The 24,957-nt window shown below is 59.8% G+C and carries 20 protein-coding genes and 1 riboswitch; of the genes, 7 read left to right on the forward strand and 13 right to left on the reverse strand.

Translation table 11 applies throughout. From position 1 onward, the window contains the following. Nucleotides 1–83 precede the first annotated feature (83 nt). The 4 genes from AAA138_RS01605 to AAA138_RS01620 form a co-directional block, all read right to left on the reverse strand. Nucleotides 84–425, reverse strand: a complete 342-nt coding sequence (locus AAA138_RS01605) for an ArsC/Spx/MgsR family protein (protein ID WP_022093957.1) — start codon at nucleotides 423–425, stop codon at nucleotides 84–86. A gap of 12 nt (nucleotides 426–437) precedes the next feature. After that, complete coding sequence (locus AAA138_RS01610) at nucleotides 438–1,061, reverse strand: flavodoxin family protein (protein WP_349089300.1); 624 nt, start codon at nucleotides 1,059–1,061, stop codon at nucleotides 438–440. Between the two features lie 111 nt (nucleotides 1,062–1,172). Then, nucleotides 1,173–2,702 carry a diguanylate cyclase gene (locus AAA138_RS01615; protein ID WP_349089301.1) on the reverse strand — a complete coding sequence of 510 codons (1,530 nt, stop codon included), beginning with the start codon at nucleotides 2,700–2,702 and terminating at the stop codon, nucleotides 1,173–1,175. Nucleotides 2,703–2,829: 127 nt separating this feature from the next. Continuing rightward, nucleotides 2,830–5,547: an EAL domain-containing protein gene (locus AAA138_RS01620; RefSeq protein ID WP_349089302.1), complete on the reverse strand. Its 2,718-nt coding sequence runs from the start codon at nucleotides 5,545–5,547 to the stop codon at nucleotides 2,830–2,832. Between the two features lie 322 nt (nucleotides 5,548–5,869). Between AAA138_RS01620 and AAA138_RS01625 the strand changes: the two genes are divergently transcribed. Then, nucleotides 5,870–6,739: a patatin family protein gene (locus tag AAA138_RS01625; RefSeq protein ID WP_349089303.1), complete on the forward strand. Its 870-nt coding sequence runs from the start codon at nucleotides 5,870–5,872 to the stop codon at nucleotides 6,737–6,739. Nucleotides 6,740–6,840: 101 nt separating this feature from the next. On the opposite strand, the gene AAA138_RS01630 is transcribed toward AAA138_RS01625, so the two are convergent. From AAA138_RS01630 to thiM, 3 genes are read right to left on the reverse strand one after another with little or no spacing between them, the layout of a single operon-like run. Then, the gene (locus AAA138_RS01630) at nucleotides 6,841–7,536 is read right to left on the reverse strand and encodes a thiamine phosphate synthase (RefSeq protein WP_022093951.1); all 696 of its coding nucleotides are present in this window, start codon (nucleotides 7,534–7,536) and stop codon (nucleotides 6,841–6,843) included. After that, complete coding sequence (locus AAA138_RS01635) at nucleotides 7,533–7,874, reverse strand: thiamine-binding protein (RefSeq protein WP_349089304.1); 342 nt, start codon at nucleotides 7,872–7,874, stop codon at nucleotides 7,533–7,535. Before AAA138_RS01635 ends, AAA138_RS01630 begins: the two co-directional genes overlap by 4 nt. A 3-nt stretch (nucleotides 7,875–7,877) precedes the next feature. Next, a complete protein-coding gene (gene thiM / locus AAA138_RS01640; RefSeq protein ID WP_349089305.1) occupies nucleotides 7,878–8,717 on the reverse strand; it encodes a hydroxyethylthiazole kinase in 840 nt (279 codons plus the stop codon). Between the two features lie 51 nt (nucleotides 8,718–8,768). Further along, nucleotides 8,769–8,879: riboswitch (TPP riboswitch) on the reverse strand. A gap of 93 nt (nucleotides 8,880–8,972) precedes the next feature. Here thiM and AAA138_RS01645 point away from each other — a divergent pair. The 4 genes from AAA138_RS01645 (at nucleotide 8,973) to AAA138_RS01660 (ending at nucleotide 13,534) form a co-directional block, all read left to right on the forward strand. Then, on the forward strand, nucleotides 8,973–9,881 hold the full coding sequence (locus tag AAA138_RS01645; RefSeq protein WP_349089306.1) for an HAD family hydrolase: 909 nt from the start codon (nucleotides 8,973–8,975) through the stop codon (nucleotides 9,879–9,881). Between the two features lie 10 nt (nucleotides 9,882–9,891). Continuing rightward, complete coding sequence (locus AAA138_RS01650) at nucleotides 9,892–10,788, forward strand: LysR family transcriptional regulator (protein ID WP_349089307.1); 897 nt, start codon at nucleotides 9,892–9,894, stop codon at nucleotides 10,786–10,788. 155 nt (nucleotides 10,789–10,943) lie between these two features. After that, nucleotides 10,944–12,077 carry a 5-methyltetrahydropteroyltriglutamate--homocysteine S-methyltransferase gene (locus AAA138_RS01655; protein ID WP_349089308.1) on the forward strand — a complete coding sequence of 378 codons (1,134 nt, stop codon included), beginning with the start codon at nucleotides 10,944–10,946 and terminating at the stop codon, nucleotides 12,075–12,077. Nucleotides 12,078–12,199: 122 nt separating this feature from the next. After that, complete coding sequence (locus AAA138_RS01660) at nucleotides 12,200–13,534, forward strand: uracil-xanthine permease family protein (protein ID WP_349089309.1); 1,335 nt, start codon at nucleotides 12,200–12,202, stop codon at nucleotides 13,532–13,534. Between the two features lie 61 nt (nucleotides 13,535–13,595). Here AAA138_RS01660 and AAA138_RS01665 read toward each other — a convergent pair whose 3' ends face one another. From AAA138_RS01665 to AAA138_RS01680, 4 genes are all read right to left on the reverse strand, one after another. Beyond that, nucleotides 13,596–14,261, reverse strand: a complete 666-nt coding sequence (locus AAA138_RS01665) for an alpha/beta hydrolase-fold protein (protein WP_349089310.1) — start codon at nucleotides 14,259–14,261, stop codon at nucleotides 13,596–13,598. A 207-nt stretch (nucleotides 14,262–14,468) separates the two neighbouring features. Next, nucleotides 14,469–16,250 carry a hypothetical protein gene (locus AAA138_RS01670; protein WP_349089311.1) on the reverse strand — a complete coding sequence of 594 codons (1,782 nt, stop codon included), beginning with the start codon at nucleotides 16,248–16,250 and terminating at the stop codon, nucleotides 14,469–14,471. Nucleotides 16,251–16,521: 271 nt separating this feature from the next. Next, entirely contained in the window at nucleotides 16,522–18,126 is a 1,605-nt protein-coding gene (locus AAA138_RS01675; RefSeq protein ID WP_349089312.1) for a hypothetical protein, read from the reverse strand. A 262-nt stretch (nucleotides 18,127–18,388) separates the two neighbouring features. Beyond that, nucleotides 18,389–19,702, reverse strand: a complete 1,314-nt coding sequence (locus tag AAA138_RS01680) for an NCS2 family permease (protein WP_349089313.1) — start codon at nucleotides 19,700–19,702, stop codon at nucleotides 18,389–18,391. A gap of 193 nt (nucleotides 19,703–19,895) precedes the next feature. Between AAA138_RS01680 and AAA138_RS01685 the strand changes: the two genes are divergently transcribed. Both AAA138_RS01685 and bsh read left to right on the forward strand, forming a co-directional pair. Then, nucleotides 19,896–20,315 carry a peptide deformylase gene (locus AAA138_RS01685; RefSeq protein WP_349089314.1) on the forward strand — a complete coding sequence of 140 codons (420 nt, stop codon included), beginning with the start codon at nucleotides 19,896–19,898 and terminating at the stop codon, nucleotides 20,313–20,315. Between the two features lie 244 nt (nucleotides 20,316–20,559). Continuing rightward, a complete protein-coding gene (gene bsh / locus AAA138_RS01690; RefSeq protein WP_349088429.1) occupies nucleotides 20,560–21,525 on the forward strand; it encodes a choloylglycine hydrolase in 966 nt (321 codons plus the stop codon). Between the two features lie 79 nt (nucleotides 21,526–21,604). Here bsh and AAA138_RS01695 read toward each other — a convergent pair whose 3' ends face one another. Further along, on the reverse strand, nucleotides 21,605–23,854 hold the full coding sequence (locus AAA138_RS01695; RefSeq protein WP_349089315.1) for a KUP/HAK/KT family potassium transporter: 2,250 nt from the start codon (nucleotides 23,852–23,854) through the stop codon (nucleotides 21,605–21,607). Between the two features lie 139 nt (nucleotides 23,855–23,993). Then, entirely contained in the window at nucleotides 23,994–24,905 is a 912-nt protein-coding gene (locus tag AAA138_RS01700; RefSeq protein ID WP_349089316.1) for a DMT family transporter, read from the reverse strand. Nucleotides 24,906–24,957: the final 52 nt, after the last annotated feature.

Consider the following 24,957-nt stretch of genomic DNA (forward strand, 5'->3'; position numbering starts at 1 on the left):
CCCTCCTTTGTTAGACATGGCTTACAGTTGAATCTTATGCCAAACGCCTGCTCTTATACCCACGCGCCGGCAAATAACACAAGCTACTCCCAGGCTCCCCATACATCGGGGCAATAACCGACGGTGGCCTTTTTGCCGTTGCGCACGATGGGTTCGGCCAAGACCTGCTGGTTCTCGAGCAGCTTGTCGAAGCGCTGACTGGGGGTAAGGTGCTGGATGAGCGCGAGCGTTTCCTCGTCCTTGGCTTTGGGGTTGAGCAGCTTGTCGATGCCGCCGACCGCTTGCATCACGCTCGTGAGCTCGCCCTTGCTCATCTCCTTTTCCTTAAGGTCGATAAACTGCACCTTAATGCGGCGCTCCTTAAAATAGCGCTGGGCCTTTTTGGTGTCGAACGACTTCTTAGTCCCGAAGATTTGAATATTCATGGTTCCGCCGCTCTATCGAATGAAGTTGGTCGTTGCGTGATCTGCCTCGGGTGCGTTGATGCCGGCGGCCTGTCCTGCCTCGATGCAGCGCAGGAGCCACGCCATGTTTTTGCCGATATTTCGCATGGTGGCAAGGCCTTCGGCGTCCCCATCGGCGTCGCCGGGCACGCGGCCAAACACGTTGTTCCAGTAGGTGGAAGCAACTACGGGCATTTGCTTAATGGTGAAGTACTTGTTGAGCACATCGAACGTGGTTGACGTGCCGCCGCGACGGGCGACGGCGACCGCGGCGCCGGGTTTGTGCTCAAAGGCATGCCCGCCTGCATAGAAGGCGCGATCGAGGGCCGAAAGGATGCGTCCGCTGGGGTGCGCATAGTAGACGGGTGAGCCAAAGACAAAACCATCTGCTTGCTCGGCGGCAGCGATGAGCTCGTTCACCACGTCATCGTCAAAGGTGCAGCGACCGCCAAGTTTGCCGCACTGGCCGCAACCGATGCAATCGCGAATGGGCTTGGCGCCCAGCTGAAACACCTCGGTATCAATGCCTTCGGCATTGAGCTGCTCGGCGACCTCGGCGAGTGCGCGGGCGGTGTTGCCGTTTGCCTTGGGGCTGCCATTGACCAAAAGAACTTTCATCACAAACTCCCTCTGCTGTCGGTGACTTCTGCGGAGGATTATCGCACGAGAGGGTAGATGGCGTGGGGCGCGATGTGAAACGGCTTGTGTTTCACATCGCGCCCCACAACGCTAGTCCAGCTTGGTGCCTGGTACTTGCGGTGCCTCTTTAAGCAACGCTTTGAGCTCGTTCAAAATGGAAACGGGCTGTCGATCGACAGCGTCCAGATGAAGCGTGGCCACACGAATGGGTGGCTGATATTCAAGCGAGCCGATGAGCACAGGAGAACCCAGGAACCGCTCGATTTCGTCTGCGAGCTCGTCGATTGCCTCGGGGCCGAGCTCATCGAAAAGCGCCACGAACGTTGGCCCCGTCGAGCGGAACAGGCGGCCCTTGCCGCGCGAACAATCCATGAGGCAGGCGGCGCTTTCGGCGAGCACACGGTCGCCTGCATCGAATCCAAAGCGGGCATTGACCTCGGCGATATCGTCGACCTTAATGGCAATAAAGCCTGCCTCGCGCGCCACGCGACGCATCTCTCCAATAGCGTTGACCAGCGCGTGGACATCGCCCAGGCCCGTTACCGAGTCGGTCGTATCTGCTAGGCTTCGGTTGATGATAATGCCCACATACATGCTGGGCTCGGTATCGGTGCCGTCCAAGCGGTAGCCCGTGCAGTCGCAAAGCACGTATTTTCCGGTGGCATCCATTACGCGATACTGCATGTAGTGGAAGTGCCACGTGCCGTTTATCACCATGTCGAGCTCGGCGCGTACGTTGTCGCGGTCCTCGGGATGAACGCGGGCGAGCCACATGTCGAGTGAGTTAAAAGGGTGCTGGGAAGGCAGGTCAAAATCGCGCACGGCGTTAACCGACCATTGCGATTCTCCAGTATCGAGGTTAAGGATGAACGGATAGCGCGTCTCGGAGCTCATGGAGATCGCTTGGAATACGCGGTCGTTGCAAGGAAGTTGATCGACGATTGGGCGTTGCGGCGCGTCATTGTCTTTCGGTTGCTGCACACGATGCATAAGCTTATAGCGATACATCTTGCGATCGGCATCCATCGTCATCTGGCGACGCGTGTCGCCGGCAAGTGGATCGACGCGCGAGCAGCCAAAGCTAAAGCTGCCGATCATGGGCGCCTTGCCGCCTGAGCTCGCTTCGATCAGCCCGGCACGTACCTGCTCCAAGCGCTGCTCGAGTTCAGTCTCGTTTGCAGAGAGCGAGATAAGCACAAACTCGTCTCCACCGATACGGAACAGCATCTCATCGTGCTCCATGGTTTCGGAGAGCGTGCGGCAGATGCTCAGAATATAGCGATTGCCTTCGGCGTGGCCAAACCTATCATTGCAATGTTTGAGATGGTCGATGTCAATATAGGCGCAGGTGAAGGGGTCGCCTTTGCGCCAGAGTTGCTCGACGTGACGGTCGAGTCCGTTGCGGTTGCCCAAGTTGGTGAGCGGATCGATATAGGCGTTGCGCTCAAGCAGCTGGCGCTCTTGTTGCAGGATAGCATGCGTCTTTTGCAGTTGCTCACCAACGGCGCGTAGCTCAGCAGGCAGCGCAGCAACATCGAGTTCGGCGGTCGAGATGCCATTCGCAAGTCGCTGAAGATAGGCAATAATCGATTGCTCGCCCAGGCGATATGACTCGTTCATGATGGATAACCTCCTTGGGCGGAACAATGGTTTGTATCATATCCCCAATTCGGTTTGAATTGGGGATATAAGTCAGCTAATGGAGGCAAATGCCCCCTTCGGCGGTGGCGTTTTGCGCGCGAGCGTATCAGTCGTTATTGCCACCATCGAGCAATGCCTCAAAATCCTTCGCCGGCATGGGGCGGTAGTAGAGGAAGCCCTGAGCGTAGCGGGCGCCCATTTGTCGTAGCATGTTCGCCTGCTCATTTGTCTCGACGCCTTCGACCTCGACGGGCAGATGGAGCGACTGCGCCATTTCGAGCATCGATGAAATGATTTGCGTGCTGCGGCCTTGATCGCGATCGGTGGGTACAAAGGCGCGGTCGAGCTTGATGACGTCGACGTTGACGTTCTTGAGCATCGCGAGCGTGGACTGACCGGTGCCAAAATCGTCCATATAGGTCGAGAAGCCGCGGGTGTGCAGGTCGGCCGTCAGTTTGTCCACGGCCTCGGACTCCCCCGTATAAGCCGTCTCAGTGATCTCGATACGCATGAGCTCGGGCGGTAGGTTGTATTGGGCGGCGAGCGCCCCCATATGCTCGGCAACGTCGCAGGCAAGGATATCCACGCGCGACACATTAAGCGAAACCGGAACCACACGAAGCCCTCGATCGATGCGCTCGCGCAGCCACGAGGCGACACCCTGCCAAATGTACTTGTCGAGCGTCACCACAAAGCCGCTTTCCTCGAGTGCGGGGATAAACGTTGCGGGCGAAATGAGAGAGCCGTCCTTGTCAATCCAGCGGGTGAGTGCTTCGGCGCCAATAATCTCACCGGTTTCCATGTCGACCTGGGGCTGCAGGTAGTACGTGATGCGGCCGTTTGAGAGCGCATACTGGAACTCGGTTAGCGTGTGGTGGAACGCAACCTCATGCTCATATTCCTCGGGGCGGAAAACGGCAATGCGCTCCTTAAAGTCGTTTTTGGCGCGTCGATTGGTAAACATGGCCTTGGCCTGCGCGTCGATAGTGATTTCCTCATTGGAGTCGATGGGGTAAACGCCCATGGACGGCCAAAAACCTACGCCATCATCATGTCTGGCTACGGCCTCGCGAACGCGGTTGTAGATTTGATGGACGGTGATGTGCTTAAAAGGGATGAGTACGCAAAAGTCATCTTGGCCCCAGTACCCTGCGATGCCCATATCGGCATTCTCGATGTCCTTGAGGACCGTGCCCACATCGGCGAGTACGCGGTCGCCCTCGGCCTGTCCATACCATTCGTTAAACAGGCGCATGTGGCCCATGTCGACCGTGGCGATGCACCAGGTGCCGTCGCGCCTTGCCTCGAGAAATGCGTTGGCGCGCCGCATAAACTCGCTGGGTCGATAGAGGCCCGTGAGCATATCGATGCGTTCGGCGATTGCGCTTTTGCGTTCGACCTCGGGTATAGGGAGGCTGTCGTTGGGGACAAGCCCGCCAGCTGTGCGAAGGCGACGATCGAGTTCGCCCAAAACAGTCGATGCTTGGGAGTCCAGGCGTTCGTAAAAGGTTGGGACGACAAGACAGACGGGAGCAATGGTGTCGCCTGCGATTTGCACAGGAGCGAAAACGGCCTCTTTAAGGTGGCGGGTCAGTTGCTCGAATGCCTCGTGGTCCAAATCGTTGCTGAGCACGACAAACTGGACGCTTCGTGAACGGTAGACCCGGCTCCTGCCGCGGGTGATCGACAGCATGCGGCCCGCGTATTCGGCAAGCATGTTGTCGACAGCCTCGGCCCCGTAGAGCTCGTTGAGCTTTGTCGTGCCACGAACGCGCACCGCTATAAGCCCTGTCTTGCAACGGTCGAGGCGGCAGGTATCGATGGCATTGACCAGCATGCGCTGCGTTCCGAGGCCTGTGGCGGCGTCGACGGTTTCGGCAAGTGAGTGGTTGACGAGCTCGCCGACATAGAGCGAGGGGACATTTCCGTCGCCGTCGATACGAAACCCGCGAGCACGGCAAAGGACGTAGTCGCCGACGGCGTTGCGCACACGATACTGCATGACGCGACGGTGCTTGGTACCGTTGTAGACTTGGTCGATGTCGTTGACGAAGGCCTCAAGGTCGTCGGGATGGACGCGCGTTTTCCAGTAATCGCGACAGTTGTCTATGTGCTCTGAGGGAAGGCCAAGATCGCGCAAGGCACCTTGTGACCAAAGGGTGCGATGTTTGTACAAGTTCTCGATAAAGAAATAACGACCTTCGTTGAGCATCGAAAAGGCGTCGAAAATACGATCGCTTATTTCGAAGTCGTCGGCGTGGACTTGCGTGATATTACGTCGATCGAGGTGCACGGCATGACGTAGCTTGTAGTCGTACATGCGATGGTCGGCATCGAGTGTCATACGGTTGGTGGCTTCGCCCAGGGCGGGGTCGGCATGCGACACTCCATAGCTAAACGAGTGGGGCATCTCGGAATCGTTGTTTTTGAGCAGGATCGTTCGGCAGTGTTCCAGACGTTCGGCGAGGTCGTCCTCGGTTGCAATCGTAGACAGGATGGCAAACTCGTCGCCGCCTATGCGAAACGCCGCCTCGTCCACTTTCATATACAGCTTGAGATAGAGGCTTACCTGCAAGATATAGCGGTTGCCCTCGTCATGCCCAAAGACGTCGTTGCAGTGCTTGAGATTGTCGATATCGATGAACGCCATGGTAACGGGGGTGTCCTGCTCCCAGAGCTCCTCGAGGGAACGGGCAAAGCCGCCACGGTTGCCAAGCCCGGTAAGCTGGTCGGTAAAGGCAGTCCTAATCAGATCATCCTGGCGCTCGAGAAGGTCGCGAACGGTCTTTTCGAGCGTTTCGGTGTAATTGCTGACAGTATCCATGTCGTAAGCGGCTTTCTGAGGTCGGGCGAATTGCGTCGGGCGAGCTCGTTGTGCACACGCGTTGTTGTTCGGCGCTTTGCGTGTATCCAGGCCCCGCCTCGCTGCGTTGTTGGGTTAATTTACCGGCTAATGTTCGCTGTTGATAACTGCTGAGTAGTATAAACAACAGTGCAGAATTATATATGGGTGCACATGCTGTGGGCGGCTATTATTCGACAAATGGTAGCGCGACGATGCGATGTCCGATAAAAATGCGACTGAGACGATATATGTTGACGGGTATACTTGTCCCGGTTTTAAACGCAGGAACGGAGATGGTCGCATGGCACAGCCGGATACGACGCGCACGGTGGGGCTGGCACTCGAGGGAGGCGGCTACCGCGGTATGTATACGGCGGGCGTGCTCGACGTTTGGATGGAGCACGGCTTGACCTGCGACCATATGGTGGGTGTCTCGGCGGGCGCGGCGTTTGGCTACAACTTTAAATCGCGGCAGATCGGACGTGCCATTCGCTACAACAAGGCCTATTGTGCCGACAAGCGCTATGCGGGTGTAGCAAGCTGGCTGCGGACCGGCGACATGTTCAATGCCGATTTTGCCTATCACGAGGTGCCTATCGAGCGCGATCCCATTGACTTGGAGGCGTATCGCGCCTGTCCCATGCGGTTTACGTGCGTGTGTACTGATATCGAGACGGGCAAGGCCGTCTACCACGACCTGCCCTATGGCGACGAGAGGGATATCGAGTGGATCCGGGCATCGTCGGCGATTCCTGTGGCGACGCGTCCCGTTGCTATTGACGGGCATAAGTATCTGGATGGTGGCGTGGCCGATTCCATTCCCAGCGCTTGGTTGTTTTCACAGGGGTATGACCGCAATATCGTGGTACTCACGCAGCCGGCGGGCTTTGTGAAGCAGCCCAACAGCGTGATGCCCATGCTGCGTCGCGTGTTCCGTCACTACCCGGAGTTTGTCGCAGCGCTTGAGCACCGGCATGAGGTTTACAATACCACGCTCGATGACCTGGCACGTCGTGAGGCCGCCGGCGATATCTTTGTGGTGCGTCCGAGCGAATCGGTGAAGGTGCCGTCGCTATGCCGCGAACCGGATGAGCTCGAGCGCATCTACCAGGTCGGTCGCCGCGATGCGGAGGCGACTTTGCCGGCGTTGGAAGCATATCTGGCGGGGTAAGGGTCGCATGCGGAAAGTGCATCCCGGAATGGAGGTCCAAACTGGGATGCGCTTTCCGCTCTAGAAGATATGAGACTGCGAATAAACTGCTCGGCCTAGGCTTATGCCTGCTGCCAGGTGTCGACAAGCTCCTTGGCGGCAGCGTGGGGGTCGTCGGCACTGCAGACGGCGCTTACCACAAAGAAGCCATCGACGCCGGTGGCCTTGAGCTGCGGCAGGTCGGCCGTCTTGACGCCGCCGCCCACTACGATGGGCACGGGGCTTGCCGCGTGGAGTGCGGCCAGATCCTCAAAGCTCTTGGTGATGATGGAGCCATCGGCTGCGCGTCCGCAGTCGCGCTTGGTCTCGGTCTCGTGGAGCGGGCCGATGCCCAGGTAGTCGACCAGGCTCATGTCGGCGGTCTTGACGTACTCGAGCATCTCCTCGCAACGGGCCGAAAGGCCCACGATGGCATCGGGGCCCAAAAGTTTGCGGCAGACCTCGACGGGAATATCGCTCTGGCCTACATGCACGCCATCGACAGCAATACCCTGCTCGCGCGCGGCGAGTACGCAGTCCAGGCGGTCGTCGATTAACAGGGCGACCTGACCGGTCTTGCCAGCCTGTGCGATTGCCTGCGCGGCGTCGCCGGTCAGTGCGATGATCTCGCGGGCGCTTGCCACCTTGGAGCGCACCTGGATGCAGGTAAAGCCTGCGTCGAGCGCCTGGGCCACCACATCGCCCACGGGGCGTCCCAGCGTGTTTTCGGGGCCGAGTACTAGGTAGGCCGAGATATCAAGGTTGTCGCGGATGCTCATCGTGCTTCCTCCTGCTTCTTGATCTGTGCTTCCATGCGCTCGAGCTTGCCGGTCATGGTGTCGGTAAATCCGGGACGAATATCGGCTTTGAGCACGACTTCGGTGCGGATGCCCTTGTTTGCCAGAACAAAGGTCGCGTCGCGCACGACCTGCATGACCTCGTCCCAGTCGCCTTCGATCTCGGTAAACATCGAGGTGGTGCGGTTGGGAAGGCCGCTCTCGCGTATGACGCGCACGACCTCGGCGACCTCGGCGGAGAGCTCATCGCCGGTGCCGCACGGGGCGATGGCCACGGCGACGAGCGTGTTCATGCCGGCATTGGTTGTGGGCTCGGACATGGCCTATGCCTCCTCGAGCTCGAGTTGGTTATCGGCAATGTCCTGGGCGGTTGCGCGGTAGAGCTCGTCGATAAAGGCGACCTTAAAGCTTGCCGGGGCATCGGCGACAGCGGCGGCGCGCGTGCCGGCAACGTTGTAGACGGCGGTGCCGCAGACGGCTGCCGTAAACGGATCGGCAGCGCAGGCGTACACGGCCAGCACGCCGCCCTGCGAGCAGCCGCAGCCGGTGATCTTGGACATGAGCGGGCTGCCGCCGTGGGACTTGGCCACGGTCGTGCCGTCGGTGATTAGGTCGACTTCGCCCGAGACCACTACGGCGCCGCCGGTGTAGCGAGCGAGCGCCACGGCAGCGGCGCAGGCGGCGTCGACCGTGTCGGTGGTATCGACACCGCGCACGCGGCTCAGATCAGCCGCCTCGCCCTCAAGGCCCCACAGGCCGGCGAGCGCGATGATCTCGGAGGCGTTGCCGCGTACGATGGCGGGCTTGTACTGCTTGAGCTCGTTTACCAGCTGGGTGCGCAGGCTGCCGATGCCCAGGCCCACCGGATCGAGCACCCAGGGCTTGCCGGCGTCGTGTGCCGCCTTGGCCGCGCGGGGAATCGTCTGCTCGTAGATGGGGAAGAGCGTGCCCATGTTGAGATAGATGGCGCCGCCGCCGGCAACGAGCGCCTCGCCCTCGTCGGGCAGATAGACCATGGCGGCCGAACCGCCCACGGCGAGCTGCGCGTTGGCGACAAAGTCGATCGTCACCGTGTTGGTGATGGAGCCGGCCATCGGATTGGTGGCGCGAATCTCATCCACGGCCTTGACCATATGTTGCTTAAGCTGTTCCGAATCAATCACTGCACATGCCTCCTTGGCATAGAAAAGGGGCGCTGTGCATAGACAGCGCCCCTGTAAAGGCGGCATGCTCCCTACGCCAGCATTAACTGACAGGTTCAAAGGATTGGGCCCCATGCCCTCTCAGCCTTGTGGTTTGCACCGCCGGCACTCCCGCATCGAATCTGTTGTTCCCTATACTAACGCACCTGCCAAAAAGGGACAGGTTTATTTTGGCGGGTCGTTACAATAGGTAGGACCGATACGAATGGGGGCCTTATGATTAAACTTGTGCTGACCGATATGGACGATACGCTGATTCCAGCCGGGCATGACGGCGCCAGCGACTACGCCATTGAGGGTATTCATGCCATGCAGGCGGCGGGTCTGCACTTTGGGCCGGTTTCGGGTCGTCAGCCGTCCGCGATGGGCTGGATGTTCAAAAACCGTTCCGAGTGTTTTTCGACTGGCGCATTCTGTAACGGCCAGGTAATGTTTGTCGACGGTCAGGTGGTCGCTTCGCGCGCGACCGACAACGGTGCCCTGACGCGTCTGGCCGATTACCTCGAGCAAGAGACCGACGATACCTATCTAAAGGTCTACAGCCTGGGTGACGACTTTTGGGATAACGATGCCTATTGCGTGACGGGCGACCCCGAGCGCGTGCGCCGCGCCATGGAGTCGGGCGGCAACGCGTGGCTCAAGGGCGAAGAGGCCCCGTGCCGTCCTGTTGTCGATGATGCCCCGGTATACAAGGCGAATATCTGGAGCGCCCGCTCGCGCGAAGAGCTCACTGAGCTGCGCGAGCACATTGCCGCCGAGGTGCCGGAGCTCTCGCTTGTGTTTCCCAACAACCGCGTGCGCCTGTTTGACATCCTTCCGGCTGGTTGGGACAAGGGCTGCGCTGCGCTGGAGCTGGCGCGCGCTTTGGGCCTGACGCCCGACGAGGTGGTCGTATTTGGCGATTCCGATAACGACCTGCCCATGATCGGTGCCGTTCCCAACTCCGTTGCAGTCGCCAATGCCAACGAGGCTGTCACGGCTGCCGCGCGCTGGCATATCGGCGCTGCGGCAGACGATGCGGTTGCCGGGGCTCTGCATCAGATTGCCGCCTGCGCCGCGACGGGGGAGATACCGCCGTTTATGCGTCAGATGGATGCGACGGGTTTCGACGTCACGAACGTCTAGGGAGAAAGCTATGAAGCTTCAGCAGCTCAGATATGTCGTCAAAGTTGCCGAATGCGGCAGCATTACCGAGGCCTCGCGCCGGCTCTTTGTGTCGCAGCCTTCGATTACCGCATCGATCCGCGATCTCGAAAACGAGATGGGTGTGCATATCTTTGAGCGCACCAACAAGGGTGTCATTGTGTCCGAGGAGGGCGAGACCTTCTTGGGCTACGCGCGCCAGGTGCTCGACCAGGCCGATCTGCTCGAAGGCAAGTACAAGGGCGCGTCCGAGCAGGTGCCGCACTTTAGTGTGAGCTGCCAGCATTATTCCTTTGCCGTTAACGCGTTTGTCGACGTGATCCGCGAGTTCGATGCCGCGCGCTACGACTTTACCCTGCGCGAGGAGCAGACCCACGAGATTATCGAGGACGTCGCGCATATGAAAAGCGAACTGGGCATCCTGTACTTATCCGAGCATAACCGCGAGGTTGTCGAGCGCATGCTCGCCGCCAACGAGCTCGTATTCGAGGGGCTCTTCTGCGCCGCGCCGCATGTCTTTGTATGTGCCGACCATCCACTGGCGGACCGCGCCAGCGTGACGCTCGAGGACTTGGAAGACTACCCGTTCTTGTCCTATGAGCAGGGCAGTTATAACTCGTTCTACTATTCCGAGGAACTGACCTCGACCTTTGAGCGCCGCAAGAATATCCGCGTGCGTGACCGTGCGACACTGTTCAACCTGGCTATGGGCCTTAACGGCTACACGGTGTGTTCGGGCGTGATCAGCCATGAGCTCAACGGCCCCGGCATCATCTCGATTCCGCTCGATGTGGACGAGTACATGGAGATCGGCATCATTACGCGCAAGAACACGACGCTCACGCGCTACGGCCAAGCTTATATCGACGCGATCCGCCAGCATATTTAGACTGCTGCGTTCTGCACGGCTCAAATCTCTTAATGGCGGTCCCAACTGATATAGGAAGCATCTATATCGAACTGTTATAAACATATATTTTACGATGGCCATATGAGCGCTCATACTTTGTCCCAGTAAAGCAACCAATTCAAAGGGAGATATCTATGAGTGCTTTAACCACGCTGAACGCGCCGTTTCGCGCCGATATCGTCGGCAGCTTTCTTCGTCCACAGGCCGTAAAGGACGCCCGTGCCGCCTATGCTGCGGGCACACTCGACGCCGCCGGCCTTAAGGCCGTCGAGGATGAGGCCATTCGCGACCTGGTGGACAAGCAAAAGTCCGCTGGCCTGCAGGTGATTACCGATGGCGAGTTTCGCCGCAGTTACTGGCACCTCGACTTTATGTGGGGGCTCAACGGCATTGAACGCCGTACCTCGCGTACGGGCTATATGTTCCACGACGAGGAGACCACAGCCGACACCGCCGTGGTAACCGGCCCCATTAGCGGCGAGAACCATCCGTTCGTCGAGCACTTTAAATTTGTCAAGGCGCTCGAGGGGGAGGGCCAGGTCGCGCGGCAAACCATTCCGGCGCCGATCCAGACGTTCTCCGAAGTCACGCTCGACCGCTGCGACGGCCAGCAGGAGAGCCTGCGCGCTGTCTATAAGACCGATGAGGAACTTGCCGACGCCATCGCAGCCGCTTATCGCACGGTGATCGCCGACCTGTACGCAGCAGGCTGCCGCAACATCCAGTTTGATGACTGCACCTGGGGCATCTACTGCGACACCGATTTTGTCGCCAAAACCGGCATGAGCCCGGTCGACCTGCAAAAGGTAAGCGAGCTGGGCGTGGCGCTCAACAATGCCGCCATCGCGGACAAGCCCGACGATCTGGTCATCAACACGCATGTGTGCCGCGGCAACTACCACTCCACCTATGCCTTCGAGGGCGGCTACGACCCCATCGCGCCGTACCTGTTTGCAAACGAGGATGTCGATGCATTTTACCTGGAGTTCGATACGCCGCGCGCCGGCGGTTTTGAGCCGCTCAAGTACGTTGCCCCGGGCAAGAAGGTCGTGCTGGGCTTGGTAACCACCAAGGCGGCAGAGCTCGAGAACGAGGATGTTATCGTCGAGCGCATCCGTGAAGCCGCAAAGTACGTGCCGCTCGAGAACCTGTATCTGTCGCCTCAGTGCGGCTTTGCCAGCTGCGAGATTGGCAACAAGCTGACCGAGGATGAGCAATGGGCAAAGATCGCGCTGGTCAAGCGCATTGCCGAGTGCGTTTGGAAATAGCGCTAGTGTTTGCAGGTGGCGGCGCGTGCGAGGCATAGTGTATCGCGTACAATGGTTCGGATCGTATCGTTCGGGCAGGTTATCCGATATGCCTGATCGCCCTTCCATTTGAAAGGACATCCATGTCCCAGTCCTCGACGCCCGCCCTCAGCGATGCCATCTACGACGCATCGTCGCTCGGCCGCCCGCGCATGTTCCTGCTCGGCCTACAGCACCTGTTTGCCATGTTTGGCGCCACCGTGCTGGTGCCCGTGCTCACCGGCCTCTCGGTATCGGCAACGCTTTTGTTTGCCGGCTTGGGCACGCTGCTGTTCCACTTCCTGTCGCGCGGCAAGGTGCCGGCCTTTCTGGGCTCGTCGTTTGCCTTTATCGCCGGCTACGCGGCCATCGCCCCCAACGGCGAGACGGAGCTTTTGCCCTACGCTTGCTTGGGCGTAGCTTGCGCCGGCCTGCTCTATCCGGTGCTGGCGGCGCTCTTCCGCGCGTTTGGCGCCAAGCGCGTCATGCGTTTCTTTCCGCCGGTGGTGACTGGCCCCATCGTCATTTCCATCGGCTTGATTCTGGCGAGCTCTGCCATCGCCAACTGCCAGACCAACTGGCTTGTCGCCGTTATCGCCGTGGCCGTGATCATCATCTGCAACATCTGGGGCCGTGGCATGGTTAAGATTGTGCCGATTCTGCTGGGCGTTGTGGTGAGCTATGCCGTTGCGACTGCGCTGGGCGAGGTCGATTTTTCGGGCGTCGCAGCCGCTCCCTGGGTCGGTCTGCCCATCGTGTGGGACAACACCGTGTTTGCGCTCTTTGGGCCGCAGTTCGATAGCGGTCTTGCCACGACGGCCATCATCACCATCATGCCGCTGGCCTTCGCGACCATGATCGAGCATATCGGCGATATCTCTGCTATCGGTTCGACTTGCGAGCGCAACTACATTGCCGATCCCGGTCTGCATCGCACGCTGCTCGGCGACGGCCTTGCCACGATTCTGGCTTCGCTCTTTGGCGCTCCGGCCAACACTACGTATGGTGAGAACACCGGCGTGCTCGCCCTGACGCGCGTGTTCGACCCGCGCGTAATTCGAATTGCCGCGTGTTGCGCCATCGTGCTTTCGTTCTGCCCCAAGTTCGCCGCGGTCATCGCCGCCATGCCGGCATGCGTTATCGGCGGTGTGTCGCTCGTGCTCTACGGCATGATCAGCGCTGTGGGCGTCCGCAATCTCATCGAGAACCAGGTCGATTTCCAGAACAACCGCAACGTGCTGGTTGCCGCGCTGGTGCTCGTGCTTTCGCTCGGCATCGCGTACAGCGCCGCCGGCGCCATCGTGTTGGAGCTGGGCGGCGTGACCATTTCACTGTCCGGCATTGCCGTGGGCTCACTGGTGGGCATTGTGCTCAACGCCATCCTGCCGGGTAACGACTTTGAGTTTGATGTCTCCGAGCTTGAGGAGGCTGCTGAGTAGCAGCTGCGTTCAGCTAAAACAAGATATGGTGCCCATGCGTATATACGCGTGGGCACCATTTTTAATGTGTCAGTATCCAGTGGATGCCGCGGGCCATGCGCAAGTCGGTTTGGGCAAAGTGATTGCCGGGGTTGAGCTCCAGCGTTGTTGGAATGCCGCGCTCGACGAGCAACGCTTCCATCGCGCGTGTGTCGTCGAGTACATGCCGCATCATGCGGTTGGGCGTCTTGGTTTCCTTTTTGCCGAGCGAAAGATAGACAGCTTGTGGACTGCCGGCAAATGGCGCCGTGCTGGCGCAATCGACAAAGTCGGGAAACCATAGCGACCCCGATGCGCTCGCCGCGCGGCCAAAGGCGTCGGTTTGCCAGAGGGCCCAAAGCGAAAAGAGGCCCGCGAGCGAGTAGCCGGCAATGCCGCGCCAGGTGGGCGGCTGAGGAAGCGACGACTCCACCTGGGGGATTATCTGATTCAGCAGCTCATCAAGAAAACCGGCAGCTTGGCCGCCGAAAGGCTCGGCATCGCGTACGGTCCCGTCGCATGCCCAGGGGCTCAGCTCGCGATTCCAATCGAGCCCGCCAATGGTGACGAGGGCGAATGGCGGACAGTCGAGCTCTCGGCAACACTTATAAACCTCGCTGCCGTCGCCCACGACCACAGGAAGGTAGATGACAGGCGCGCTTTCCGTATGATTCGAATAAACGGTTATCTGCTTTTGATGCGCTTCCATGACGGGCTTCTCTCAGTGTTGTGATATCGGCAGCCCCAATTGTCGCACGCCAGCGTATGCCGGTTGGGCTAGACCAAAGACAATCTCGTGCATCCCCTGCGGACTCATATGGAAAACGCCACCGCCGGAGGGGAGCTCGGCGGTGGCGTTGTTAAACGGTGCTGGGGCTCGGGGCCTTCGCGGGAGCTGCCATGTGCGCAGAGGCGTTTAAGAACGCTTACGGCTCGCCATGGTGCCTGCGGCGATAGCGGCTGTTCCCGCAAGGACGGTTGCCACGATGGCCGCACCCGAGGTGTCGCCGGTTGCCGCGAGCACGCCGGTAGTCTTGGCTTTCGTGGTTGAAGCCGCAACGGCCTTGGTCGGCTTTGAGCCCTCAGGCTTGGGGTTCTGTTTGGACTCCGCGGGCTTGCTTTCTGCGGGCTTGGTCTCGTCGGGCTTGGGGTCTTCCGGCTTGGCTACCTCGGGAGGTGCGATGGTCGTACTTTTGGCGACTGCTTTGATATAGAGGGAGTCGACCGTGGCGTCGCCCGTGCCGATGGCCTGGCCTGCCTCGTAGATGCCGTCACGGAGCTTGCGATAGTCAATGACCTTGCCGCCTTCGGGCGTCTGGATGGCGGCGTTCTCAATCTTGATGGTGCCGATTGTCTTGCCGTCAGCGCTCATGGCACGGGCAAAGATTGCCGCTGTATCTCCTTCGGCCGTTACCTTGCTGCGGATGATCGAGATGACTGCGGGTGTGACGCCCTCGCTGGTCTGGGCGATGATGCCGATGTTCTCGCCTTGGGGTTCGCGCCTCGTCTCGCCATCTTGGTTTTCGCTGTAGGGGATGGGGCCGTCGCCGTTCTCGACATAGCGGGCTATGGCCTTGACAACGGAGTCGCTGATATAGATGTGGCCGCCCTTCTCGTTGGGTCGATCGTTTCTGGTGGAGAATGCAGCCGAAACCTCGCCTTCCGCAAACGCGTTCACGGTGGAGCCGTTCTTGATGACGATGTCGTCCCCGTCAGTGATGAGGGCGATGGCCTGGCCGCCGTTCGCGCTGGTACGGACCATCACGGTCGCGTGATCGAGCGTAACGCCCTTGTAGGCATAGACACCATATTCAACACCGCTTGCGTCAAGGGAGGCGTTCGTGACCGCGAGACTGCCCTTGGCCTCGACGGCAGCGTCTTTCTCGGAGCTTGCCTTGACCTGGCTGCCGTCCGAGATGTTGATATTGCCGCCGCTCCAAAGGGCCTCACCATCGGCTGAGCTTGCCTCGACCGTCCCGCCACCCTTGATGGTGAGGTTCTTGTCGGCTCCAATGCCCTTGTCCTTGGTAGCCCTGGCGGTGACGGCTCCGCTGTCGTCAATCGTGATATTGCCGTTTGCCCTGATGCCATCCGATGCACCCGTGGCGTTGACGTTGCCCGAACCTTTGATAGCGAGATCACCTCCGGCATTGATGGCATCAAACCCAGTGCTCGTGGCGTTGACGGATCCGGCTCCGTCGATGTTGATATTACCCGTGGAGAGGATAGCGTCCTCAGTAGATGTCACGCTGAGCGTGCCGCCCTCGTCGCCTTGGATATTGAGCTCGGCATTCTCGTTAGTGCCATGAGAAACCTTGATGCTTTCGATCCATTCGGCAGTGACGATGTTGGTTCCCGAGTAATTCACGTTGAGCTTGCCTGCGGCCTGGATCTCGCCGCCGTTATAGTTGTTGAGCTTCAAGTCGTCGGCGCCGTCCCACGACCAGGTACCGGCCTCGTCGCTCGCCGCGGTGTTGTACTTGTTGCCGCCGACCTTGACCCATTCCGCTGCGAGCGAGACGCTCGGCTTGAGCAGCGAGCTCACCGTGAGCGCGCACACGGCGCCCGCGACGATGCGGCGCGTCACGCGGCGCCAGCTGCCGTGCGCGAGTCCTATGCGACGGCGAACGTCGGGTTCGGCAACATGGGTTCCGGCGGTAGTGTCATTGCGTCTGGGGGTCGTGAACAAGGCTGCCATGGTTGCTCCCGTTCTCATAGGGCCTATACGACTAGATTCAGCGTATCTGCTGGATGTTGCCGGCGGTAGTGCCGTTTGGAGGGCAAAATGGCCAAAATGGGGGAGAAATAGGCCGCACGCCGGCGCAGGGACCGGCGCTAAAAGAAAAGCGCGGGGCCGCATGGCGATTCCGCGCTTTATTGTTCAGCTTTTGCAGCCTTGCCCTTACGCTACGAAGAAGTAGACGAGGAAGGCAAGGGCCGCGATCCACCCGTCCCGTGCGAAAAAGTGTTTACGAGCGCTTGCGGCTCACCACGGCGCCTACGGCGATGGCGGCTGTTCCCGCAAGGGTGGCTGCCACGATGGCTGCGCTCGAGGCGTCGCCGGTTGCCGCGAGTTTGCCGGCGATCTTGGCTCCCGTGGCTGCAACTGCAACGGTCTTGGTTGTCTTCGTGCCCTCGGACTTGGAGCCCTCGGGCTTGGTCTCGCCGGGCTTCTCCTCGGGTTTGGTCTCCTCGGGAGGCACGATGACCGTGCTCTTGGCGACGGCTGCATCGTAGGGGGAGTCGATCGTGGCGTCGCCCGTGCCGATGGTTTGACCTGCCTCGTAGGAGATGCTGGGGCCGTACTCTTCTTCGTAGCGATAGTTAATGATCTTGCCGCCTGCGGGCGTCTGGATGGGAGCGCCTTCGATCTCGATGGTGCCAATCGCCTTGCCATCCTCGCTTATGGCAAGAGCGAAGATTGCCGCCGTGTCTCCCTCGGCCGTGAGCTTGCTGCGGACGATCGAGATACTCGCGGGCGTGATGCCCTCGTAGGTCTGGGCGAAGATACCGATGTTCAGACCCCTAGGCTCAGGGATGACCGCGCCGCTTTGGTCGTTGCTGTAGTGATCGGGGCCATCGCCACCGGTCTCGATATAGCGGGCTATAGCCTTAACAACGGAGTCGCTGATGTGGATGTGGCCGCCAGCGACGTTTGGCTGGTGGTTTCTGGTAGAGATTGCAACCGAGAATTTGCCTTCCGCGAACGCGTCCACGATGGAACCATTCTTGATGACGATGTCGTCCCCGTCGGTGATGAGGGCGATGGCCTGGCCGCCACTCGCGCTTGTACGGACCGTCACGGTTGCGCCATCGAGCGTGATGCCCTTGTAGGCATAGACACCATATTCAACACCGCTTGCGTCAAGGGAGGCGTTCGTGATCGCGAGACTGCCCTCAGTGTCGACGGCAAGATCCTCCTCGGAGTTTGCCTTAACCTGGCTGCCGCCCAAGATGTCGATGTTGCCGTCAGCCCAAATCGCCGCTTCTTCTATCGAGCTTGCTTCTACCTTGCCACCGCCTTTGATGATCAGGTCACTGCCCGCGGCGACGCCGTAACCTTCGCCTCCTTTAGCGATCACGGTGCCAGAGGAATCGATGGTGGTCTTGCCCTTGGATTGGATACCTTCGGTACCGCCCGTTGCATTCACGGTGCCCGAGCCCGTGATAGAGAGGTCGCCCTTTGCCTCAATTCCGTCGGAAGTAGTGCTCGTGGTGTTCACAGCGCCTGGGCCAGAAATGGAGAGGTCGCCTGTGGATTTAATCGCATCGGCCTCGGCTGTCACATTGAGCTCATCCGAGCTCTTCGAGCTCGTTATGTTCAGCTCTGCTTTCTGGTTAGTGCCATCCTGCGCCTTGATGGCGGCTCCGGTGTAATCGGGCTCGGTTTTCACGGTGTTCTTGCCCTCGTACGCAATGTTGAGCTTGCCTGCAGCCTGGATCGCACCGCCGTTATAGCCGTTGAGCTTCATGTCGTCGGCGCCGTCCCAGGCCCAGGTGCCCGCCTCGTCGCCTACCGCGGCGCCAACTGCCGTGTGCGAGCAGCGTGCGACGGCGCACGTCGGGCTCGACAAAATGGGCTCCAGAGGTTTTGTCATTGCGCTTGGGGGTCGTGAACAAGGCGGCCATGGTTACTCCCATCCTCATAGGGCCTATGCGATTAAGTTCAGCATATCTGCAGGATGTAGCCGGCGGTAGTGCCGTTTGGAGGGCAAAATGTCCAAAACTTGGGAAACAAAACATCGCGCGTCCGTGCGTTGCCTGGCTTTAAAAGAAAAGCGCGGAGCCGCTCGATGCGACTCCGCGCTTTGGTGTTCTGCTTTGGCAGCTTTGCCGCTACGCTACAAAGAAGTAGACGAGGAAGGCGAGGGCTGCGATCCACATGAGCGGCTTGATCTTGGAGGCCTCGCCCTTAAAGAGCGCGACGATCACGTAGGCGATAAAGCCCAGACCAATGCCGGCAGAGATGGAGTAGGTAAAGGGCACGCCGGCGACAATCATAAACGCCGGGAAACCCTGCGACACGTCGGACCAGTCGATCTCGAAGGCCTCGCTCATCATGAGGTAGCCGACGTAGACCAGAGCACCGCAGGTAGCGGCGCTGGAAACGATGGTGACGATGGGGGAGAAGAACGCGGCGAGAATGAACAGCACGCCGGTGGTGACGGAGGTGAGACCCGTGCGGCCACCGTCGGCAGCGCCAGAGGTGGACTCGACGAAGGTGGTGATGGAGGAGACGCCCATAAAGCCACCGGCAGCAGCGGCCACGGAGTCGACGACCAGGATGGGACGGATGTCCTCGACATTGCCGTCCTCGGTCAAGAACTCGCCCTGCTTGGCGACGGCCATCGCGGTGCCCATGGTGTCGAAGAAGTCACTCATGAGCAGCGAGAAGGCAACGACGAGCAGCATCGGGTCGGTCAGAACCTTCACGATGGCCATGTTGCCGTCGGCGGTGCTGGCAAACGGGGCACCAAAGGTCGAGAAGTCGAGCGGTGCGATGAGGCCCTCGGGGGCGTGGGTGACGCCCAGCGGGATGCCGGCGATAACGGCGACGATGATGCCGATGAGCAGCGAGCCCGGCACGTTGCGGGAAGCCAAGGCAACCGTCACGATGATGGAGATGATACCGACGATAAAGGTGGGGGAGGCGATGTTGCCCAGGCCGACGAGCGTACCGGCGCCAGCGGTGATGATGCCGGCGTCGCACAGGCCGATCATGGCGATGAACAGGCCCAAGCCAACCGAGATGGCGTGGCGCAGGACCACGGGGATGGCGTCCATAATGGCCTCGCGCAGGCCGCACAGGACGAGCAGCAAGATGACGATACCCTCGAGGAAGATAACGCTCATGGCCACGTGCCAGTCACCGCCGCACATGGTGGTGGCGATGCCCGCGATCATGGCGTTGATGCCCAGGCCCGAAGCGCAGGCGAGCGGGCGGTTGGCGAAGATGCCCATGCAGATGGTCATGATGCCGGCGCCCAGGCAGGTGGCGCAGGCGAGCGCTCCCGCATCGATGCCAGCGCCCGAGAGCACTGCGGGGTTGACGGCGATGATGTAGGCCATCGCCAGGAATGTTGTCAGTCCAGCGCGAAGTTCGGTCCCGATTGTGGACTTGCGCTCACTGATGTGAAAAAGTTCGTCCATGCATACCCTTTCCTTGTTCGGCCCCGAGTTTAGGCCGATTGACACGAACTCATTCACTATATCGCCTTTACAACCTTGCTGTTCCTCACATGTTGATGTTCGGCGCTTTGTAGCGGACGGGCGGTATTTTCCGTATGAAAATGTGTGGGTACCGTATACTTAAGCAGTTACAACGACCCCTATGGAGGAACGTATGATTAAAGAGCTCTGCCACGACGAGGCTATTCTGTCCCAGCGTTGCGAGGTCGCGACCGTCGAGGACGAGTCGGTGGCACAGGACCTGATCGATACCATCAAGTCGCTCGACGATGCCGGCTGCCTTGCCGCCAACCAGATTGGCGTCACCAAGAAGGTCTGCGTCTACCTGGACGATGCCGGCGAGCCCCACGTGCTCTACAACCCCCGTCTGGTGTTTGGTCTGGGTGCCAGCAAGATGGAGGAGAGCTGCCTGACGCACGAGGAGATCACCAAGTCCACGCGCTACATCAAGTGCAAGGTTGCCTTTGACCAGATCGTCGACGGCAAGATGAAGGAGTGCCGCCACGACTACGCGGGCTTTGAGGCACAAATGATCCAGCATATGATCGACCACTGTCTCGGCAAGTTGGTCTAAGGGGACCAAAGCACCGCACCTTGCCGCTCAATCGTCGCTTGCGTACCGTTAGTACGCGGCGCTCCTCTTTCGTGGCAATCTGCGGCACTTTGACCCCTTAGACGACCTGCGGGGTTAACTTGGTTGAGTTTATCCAGCTTGAATAGTCCGGGCGTGACATTGTTGTCATGTCCGGGCTTTTGTGTTTAGCGCCTTTTTGTTTGGAGACAATGAAATTAGCAAGAACGTAAAGCTAGGAGGCGCTATGTGCACGAGTATTCGATTTACCGATAATTCTGGCCACATGTATCTAGGCCGCAACCTCGACTGGAGCTTTGACTACGGCCAACAGGTTCGCGTGATGCCGCGCGGGTTTCAGATTCCGTATTCGTTTATCGACGACGCGACAGCGGCACACGCGGTGATCGGTATGTGCATCGATTACAAGAACTACCCTATGTTCTTCGATTGCGGCAACGATGCGGGCCTCGCCGTGGCGGGCCTCAATTTCCCGGGTTATGCCGAGTATGCCGAGGGGCCGGTTGATGGAAAGACCAATATCGCGGCCTATGAGTTTCCCCTGTGGGTGGCAGCGACGTTCTCGACGGTCGATGAGGTCGAGGCCGCGCTGCGCGACACGGTGATTGTCGCCAAATCTGCCGGAGAGGGGCTGGGCGTGTCGCTGCTCCATTGGATTATCGGCGACAGCCAGCGCAGCATCGTGGTCGAGATGATGGCTGACGGCCTGCATGTATACGACGATCCGGTCGACACCCTTGCCAACCAGCCGACCTTCCCGTGGCACATGGAAAACCTGCGCACCTATATCACCGCCACAAGTGATTTTCCGCAGACGGCGACATGGCGTGGCGCCGAGCTCAAGCCCTATGGCGCGGGCGCCGGCATGCGCGGTATTCCGGGTGACTGCTATTCGCCGAGCCGTTTTGTAAAGGCGGCGTACCTCAATGCCAATTACCCGCAAAAGGAGAGCGAGACCGAAAACGTCGTTCGCATGTTCCGCTCGCTCGAGGGCGTGGTGATGATCGAGGGAGCGTCCAGGATGGGCGATGGCAAGTTCGAGAAGACTATCTACACCGGATGCTTTAGCGCGCGCACGGGCAATTATTACTACGCGATGTATGATGATCCGTCGATTCGCTACGTGAGCCTGATGGATGCCGAGGGCGCGAGCCCCGATAGGCTCGTGGTTCCCGAGCCGCGCCGTTCGTAGCCGTTAGCTTTACTGCAATGCAAAGCGGCCCTGCGTCTCTCGTGAGGTGCAGGGCCGCTGTCGTTGATTTGTAACGTCGCTAGAAGTTGGCGTCGTTGAGCTGGGTGCTCTCGAGGCCGTCGAGTTGCTGTTGCTCGGGCGTATCGGCGACGCTCTCGAGCAGCTCGGTGGGATCGACGTTCATGCTCTTGCCGGCCTCGTTGCCGTTGACCAAGTCGTCCGAGAAGATGTCGACTTCCATTTCCTCGGCCTCTTCGATCTGAACCTCGAGCGGCACCTGGGTGCGCACGAGCTTAACGGCCGGACGCATGCGGGCAAAGAGCGGTACGTACTCAATGATGATGGCCGAGTTCTCGAGACCATACCAACGTGCCGGGCTTCCGCAGGCGCGGCGGACGGCGTACTTGATGGCCATGACGCGATGGTCGTTGCGGTTGATGTCCGTTTCGGGGGCAAGCATCTTGCGCAGCATGCAAAAACGGAAGTCGCCTACGTTGCCGCGTGTCTCGTAGATAGAGTAGGTGTGATGCTGCGGCGGCAACTCACCCGATGCCATCAGGTCGCCAACGATCTGGCGCAGGTAGGCGTTGATGCGCTGATTGACCTTAAAGCCCAGGTCCAAGCGCACCCGGAACAGGAAGTCTGTGCCAAAGGTCTCAACGGAATATTCGTGCGTATAGGGCTCGTCGGTAACGTGCACGTTGATGAACCAATATGCCTTGGCGCGCTTGGGGTGCTTGTCCAGGATGGAATAAAGCACGTCGCGGTCGAGCGTGAGCGGGTCGGGGCTGTTGGTGAGAAATACCAGATTGTCGGCGAGCACGGGATAGGTCTCGTCGTTGCGCAGGCGGTTGAGCTGATCGATGTACTTGGAGACGGGCAGCAGGATCGTCTGCGTGCGCTCGATGGCGGTGCCGCGGCGCCACACATACATAAGGCCGAACAGCAGCGCGGCCAGGAAGATCATGACGTAGCCGCCGTCAAAGAACATAGTGAGGCACGAAGCGAAGAAGCACAGCTCAATGGCACCAAAGAGCAGGGCGAAGACGCAGGCACCCAGCTTGTGCTTGAGGATGCCGGCGATATAGCTCGTCAGCAGTGTGGTGGTCATGAGCATGGTCACGGTGATGGCGAGGCCATAGGCGCTTTCCATGCGCTCAGAGTTTTGGAATAGCAGCACGATGAAGATGCAGCCGACCCACATGATGTTGTTGACGAGCGGAATATAGAGCTGGCCCTTGGTGTCGCTGGGGTAGTGGATGCGCAGGTGCGGCATAAGGTTGAGACGCGTGGCCTCGGATACCAGCGAGAACGAGCCGGTGATGAGCGCCTGCGAGGCGATGATGGCCGCCACGGCCGAAAGCACGATGGCAAAGGGGCGCAGGGGCTCGGGGAGCATCATATAGAACGGGTTGACGATATCCATCGCGAGCATCTGGGGGTTGGAATTATTGGCGAGCAGCCAAGCCCCCTGGCCCAGGTAGTTGAGGATAAGCGCCGCCTTAACAAACGGCCAGGATGCATAGATGTTTGCCTTGCCAACGTGGCCCATGTCCGAGTAGAGCGCCTCGGCGCCGGTCGTCGACAGGAATACGAAGCCGAGCACCATGATGCCCGAGTGGTTGATGGGCGAGAACAGGAACATGATGCCGCGGATGGGGTTGAGCGCGCGTAGGATGGACAGGTTGCCGAGCATGTTGAACAGGCCGGCGCCTGCCAGGAACAGGAACCACAGCGTCATGAGCGGGCCGAACAGCTTGCCGATCGACGAGGTGCCGGCGCGCTGCATGGCAAACAGGCCGCAGATAATGATGATAGTGATGATGATCACATTGGTCTGGCCGTCGCCCAAAAGCGCATGGCCCCATTCGATGGTGCGCAGGCCCTCAATGGCTGTGGTGACCGTGACCGCGGGGGTGAGGATGCCGTCGGCAAGCAGTGCCGCACCGCCGATCATGGCGGGCAGAATCAGCCATGGTGCCACCTTGCGCACGAGGCTGAACAGGGCGAAGATGCCGCCTTCGTTGTGGTTATCGGCCTTCATGGCGATTACCACGTACTTGACCGTGGTCACGAGCGTCATGGTCCAGATAACGAGCGAGAGCGCGCCCAAGATCATGTCCTCGCTAACGGTACCGATGCCGCCGTTGTTGGCGACAATTGATTTCATGGTATACATGGGGCTCGTGCCGATGTCGCCATAGACGACGCCGAGCGTTACGAGCAGCATGCCAGCGGAGAGGGGGATGGCGCCATGTCCGCCTTGACTACGCTGGTCTTGGAGGCTTGCCTCCAGCTTGTTGTGTGCCACGTGGACTCCCTTGGACATCTGGCCTCTGCCACGAGCAGTAGACCTTTATGCCATCTTTATACATATAAGAGCAGTTTGGCACATCGGGGTGTTTTAGACAATAATCCCCATCTGGGGATTATTCATATACGCAGGTAGTATTTCAGAGCAGGGGCTATTAAGCACGTGCTGTCTGGGCGATGCTAGCCTTGGCGTTTGCGCGTTTGCCGGCGAGTTCGCAAAAAATCGCGCCGCCGATGATAAGCGCGGCGCCCATCAGGCGGACCGGTGTTATGGCTTCGCCCAAAAGGACGGCCGAGAACACGACGGCCGAAAGCGGCTCAAGGTAGCCGACGACGGCGACGGTCTGCACGGGCAGTTTGGCGACGGCGCTAAAGTAGAGCAGGCAACCGATGCCGGTGTTGACAATGCCGAGCATGGCAACGGCGCGCCAATCAATACTGGCGGCGACGCCGACGGACAGGAATGAGGGGGCGCCCTGCGTGATGAGCGTGAGGACCAGCGCGGTCACAAAGGCGGCGCTCACCTGGAGCGTGGAGTTTTCGAGGCCTTCGATGTGTGGCGCACCCTTGCTGGCGATGACCATCAGCGCATAGCAAAATGCCGAGGCGATGCCGCAGGCGATACCCGCAATGGGCATATTGCCGCCTAGACCTTGCGCTGCAATGAGAAAAGCGCCGCAGGCGACGGCGATAAACCCGGCGATTTTGCCGCCGGTCAGTTTTTCGCCAAAGATGAGCGGGGAGAGGGCCATGACGATGATGGGGCCGCAGTAGTACAGCAGCGAGGAAACGCCGACGCCGATCGTCTGGTAGGCTCGGAACAGAAAAATCCAGCTGGCGCCCAGCGCGGCTCCCGAGAGGAGGAGGGCTGCGGCTTCGCGGGGGCGAGATGGCGCCTGCAACTTATGGCGTTGGGTGATGGCGAGGATGGTGACAAGCGAGAGCGCGCCCAAAAACGTGCGCAGGAGCACGATATCGGAGCTCGGGAGCGCGATGACGGCGGCGATGATGCCGTTGGAGCCAAACAACAGCAATGCTGCTAAGTACGTAAACAGTCCGTTGTTCATACGCTGACATCCCCTCTATATCCGAGCATGTTCACTATGGGTGAACTGGCTT

Origin of the sequence: Collinsella sp. CLA-JM-H32B, from assembly GCF_040098065.1 — a bacterium.
Lineage (GTDB): Bacteria > Actinomycetota > Coriobacteriia > Coriobacteriales > Coriobacteriaceae > Collinsella.

Excerpts from the sequence above, each read along its gene's own strand:
- AAA138_RS01620 (WP_349089302.1), bottom strand. The coding sequence starts at position 5,547 with ATGGATACTGTCAGCAATTACACCGAAACGCTCGAAAAGACCGTTCGC.
- AAA138_RS01630 (WP_022093951.1), bottom strand. The coding sequence starts at position 7,536 with ATGAGCATCCGCGACAACCTTGATATCTCGGCCTACCTAGTACTCGGC.
- AAA138_RS01685 (WP_349089314.1), top strand. The coding sequence starts at position 19,896 with ATGATTAAAGAGCTCTGCCACGACGAGGCTATTCTGTCCCAGCGTTGC.
- AAA138_RS01665 (WP_349089310.1), bottom strand. The coding sequence starts at position 14,261 with ATGGAAGCGCATCAAAAGCAGATAACCGTTTATTCGAATCATACGGAA.
- bsh (WP_349088429.1), top strand. The coding sequence starts at position 20,560 with ATGTGCACGAGTATTCGATTTACCGATAATTCTGGCCACATGTATCTA.
- AAA138_RS01650 (WP_349089307.1), top strand. The coding sequence starts at position 9,892 with ATGAAGCTTCAGCAGCTCAGATATGTCGTCAAAGTTGCCGAATGCGGC.
- AAA138_RS01635 (WP_349089304.1), bottom strand. The coding sequence starts at position 7,874 with ATGTCCGAGCCCACAACCAATGCCGGCATGAACACGCTCGTCGCCGTG.
- AAA138_RS01615 (WP_349089301.1), bottom strand. The coding sequence starts at position 2,702 with ATGAACGAGTCATATCGCCTGGGCGAGCAATCGATTATTGCCTATCTT.
- AAA138_RS01670 (WP_349089311.1), bottom strand. The coding sequence starts at position 16,250 with ATGGCAGCCTTGTTCACGACCCCCAGACGCAATGACACTACCGCCGGA.
- AAA138_RS01680 (WP_349089313.1), bottom strand. The coding sequence starts at position 19,702 with ATGGACGAACTTTTTCACATCAGTGAGCGCAAGTCCACAATCGGGACC.
- AAA138_RS01610 (WP_349089300.1), bottom strand. The coding sequence starts at position 1,061 with ATGAAAGTTCTTTTGGTCAATGGCAGCCCCAAGGCAAACGGCAACACC.
- AAA138_RS01700 (WP_349089316.1), bottom strand. The coding sequence starts at position 24,905 with ATGAACAACGGACTGTTTACGTACTTAGCAGCATTGCTGTTGTTTGGC.
- AAA138_RS01695 (WP_349089315.1), bottom strand. The coding sequence starts at position 23,854 with ATGTCCAAGGGAGTCCACGTGGCACACAACAAGCTGGAGGCAAGCCTC.
- AAA138_RS01655 (WP_349089308.1), top strand. The coding sequence starts at position 10,944 with ATGAGTGCTTTAACCACGCTGAACGCGCCGTTTCGCGCCGATATCGTC.
- AAA138_RS01605 (WP_022093957.1), bottom strand. The coding sequence starts at position 425 with ATGAATATTCAAATCTTCGGGACTAAGAAGTCGTTCGACACCAAAAAG.
- AAA138_RS01625 (WP_349089303.1), top strand. The coding sequence starts at position 5,870 with ATGGCACAGCCGGATACGACGCGCACGGTGGGGCTGGCACTCGAGGGA.
- AAA138_RS01660 (WP_349089309.1), top strand. The coding sequence starts at position 12,200 with ATGTCCCAGTCCTCGACGCCCGCCCTCAGCGATGCCATCTACGACGCA.
- AAA138_RS01645 (WP_349089306.1), top strand. The coding sequence starts at position 8,973 with ATGATTAAACTTGTGCTGACCGATATGGACGATACGCTGATTCCAGCC.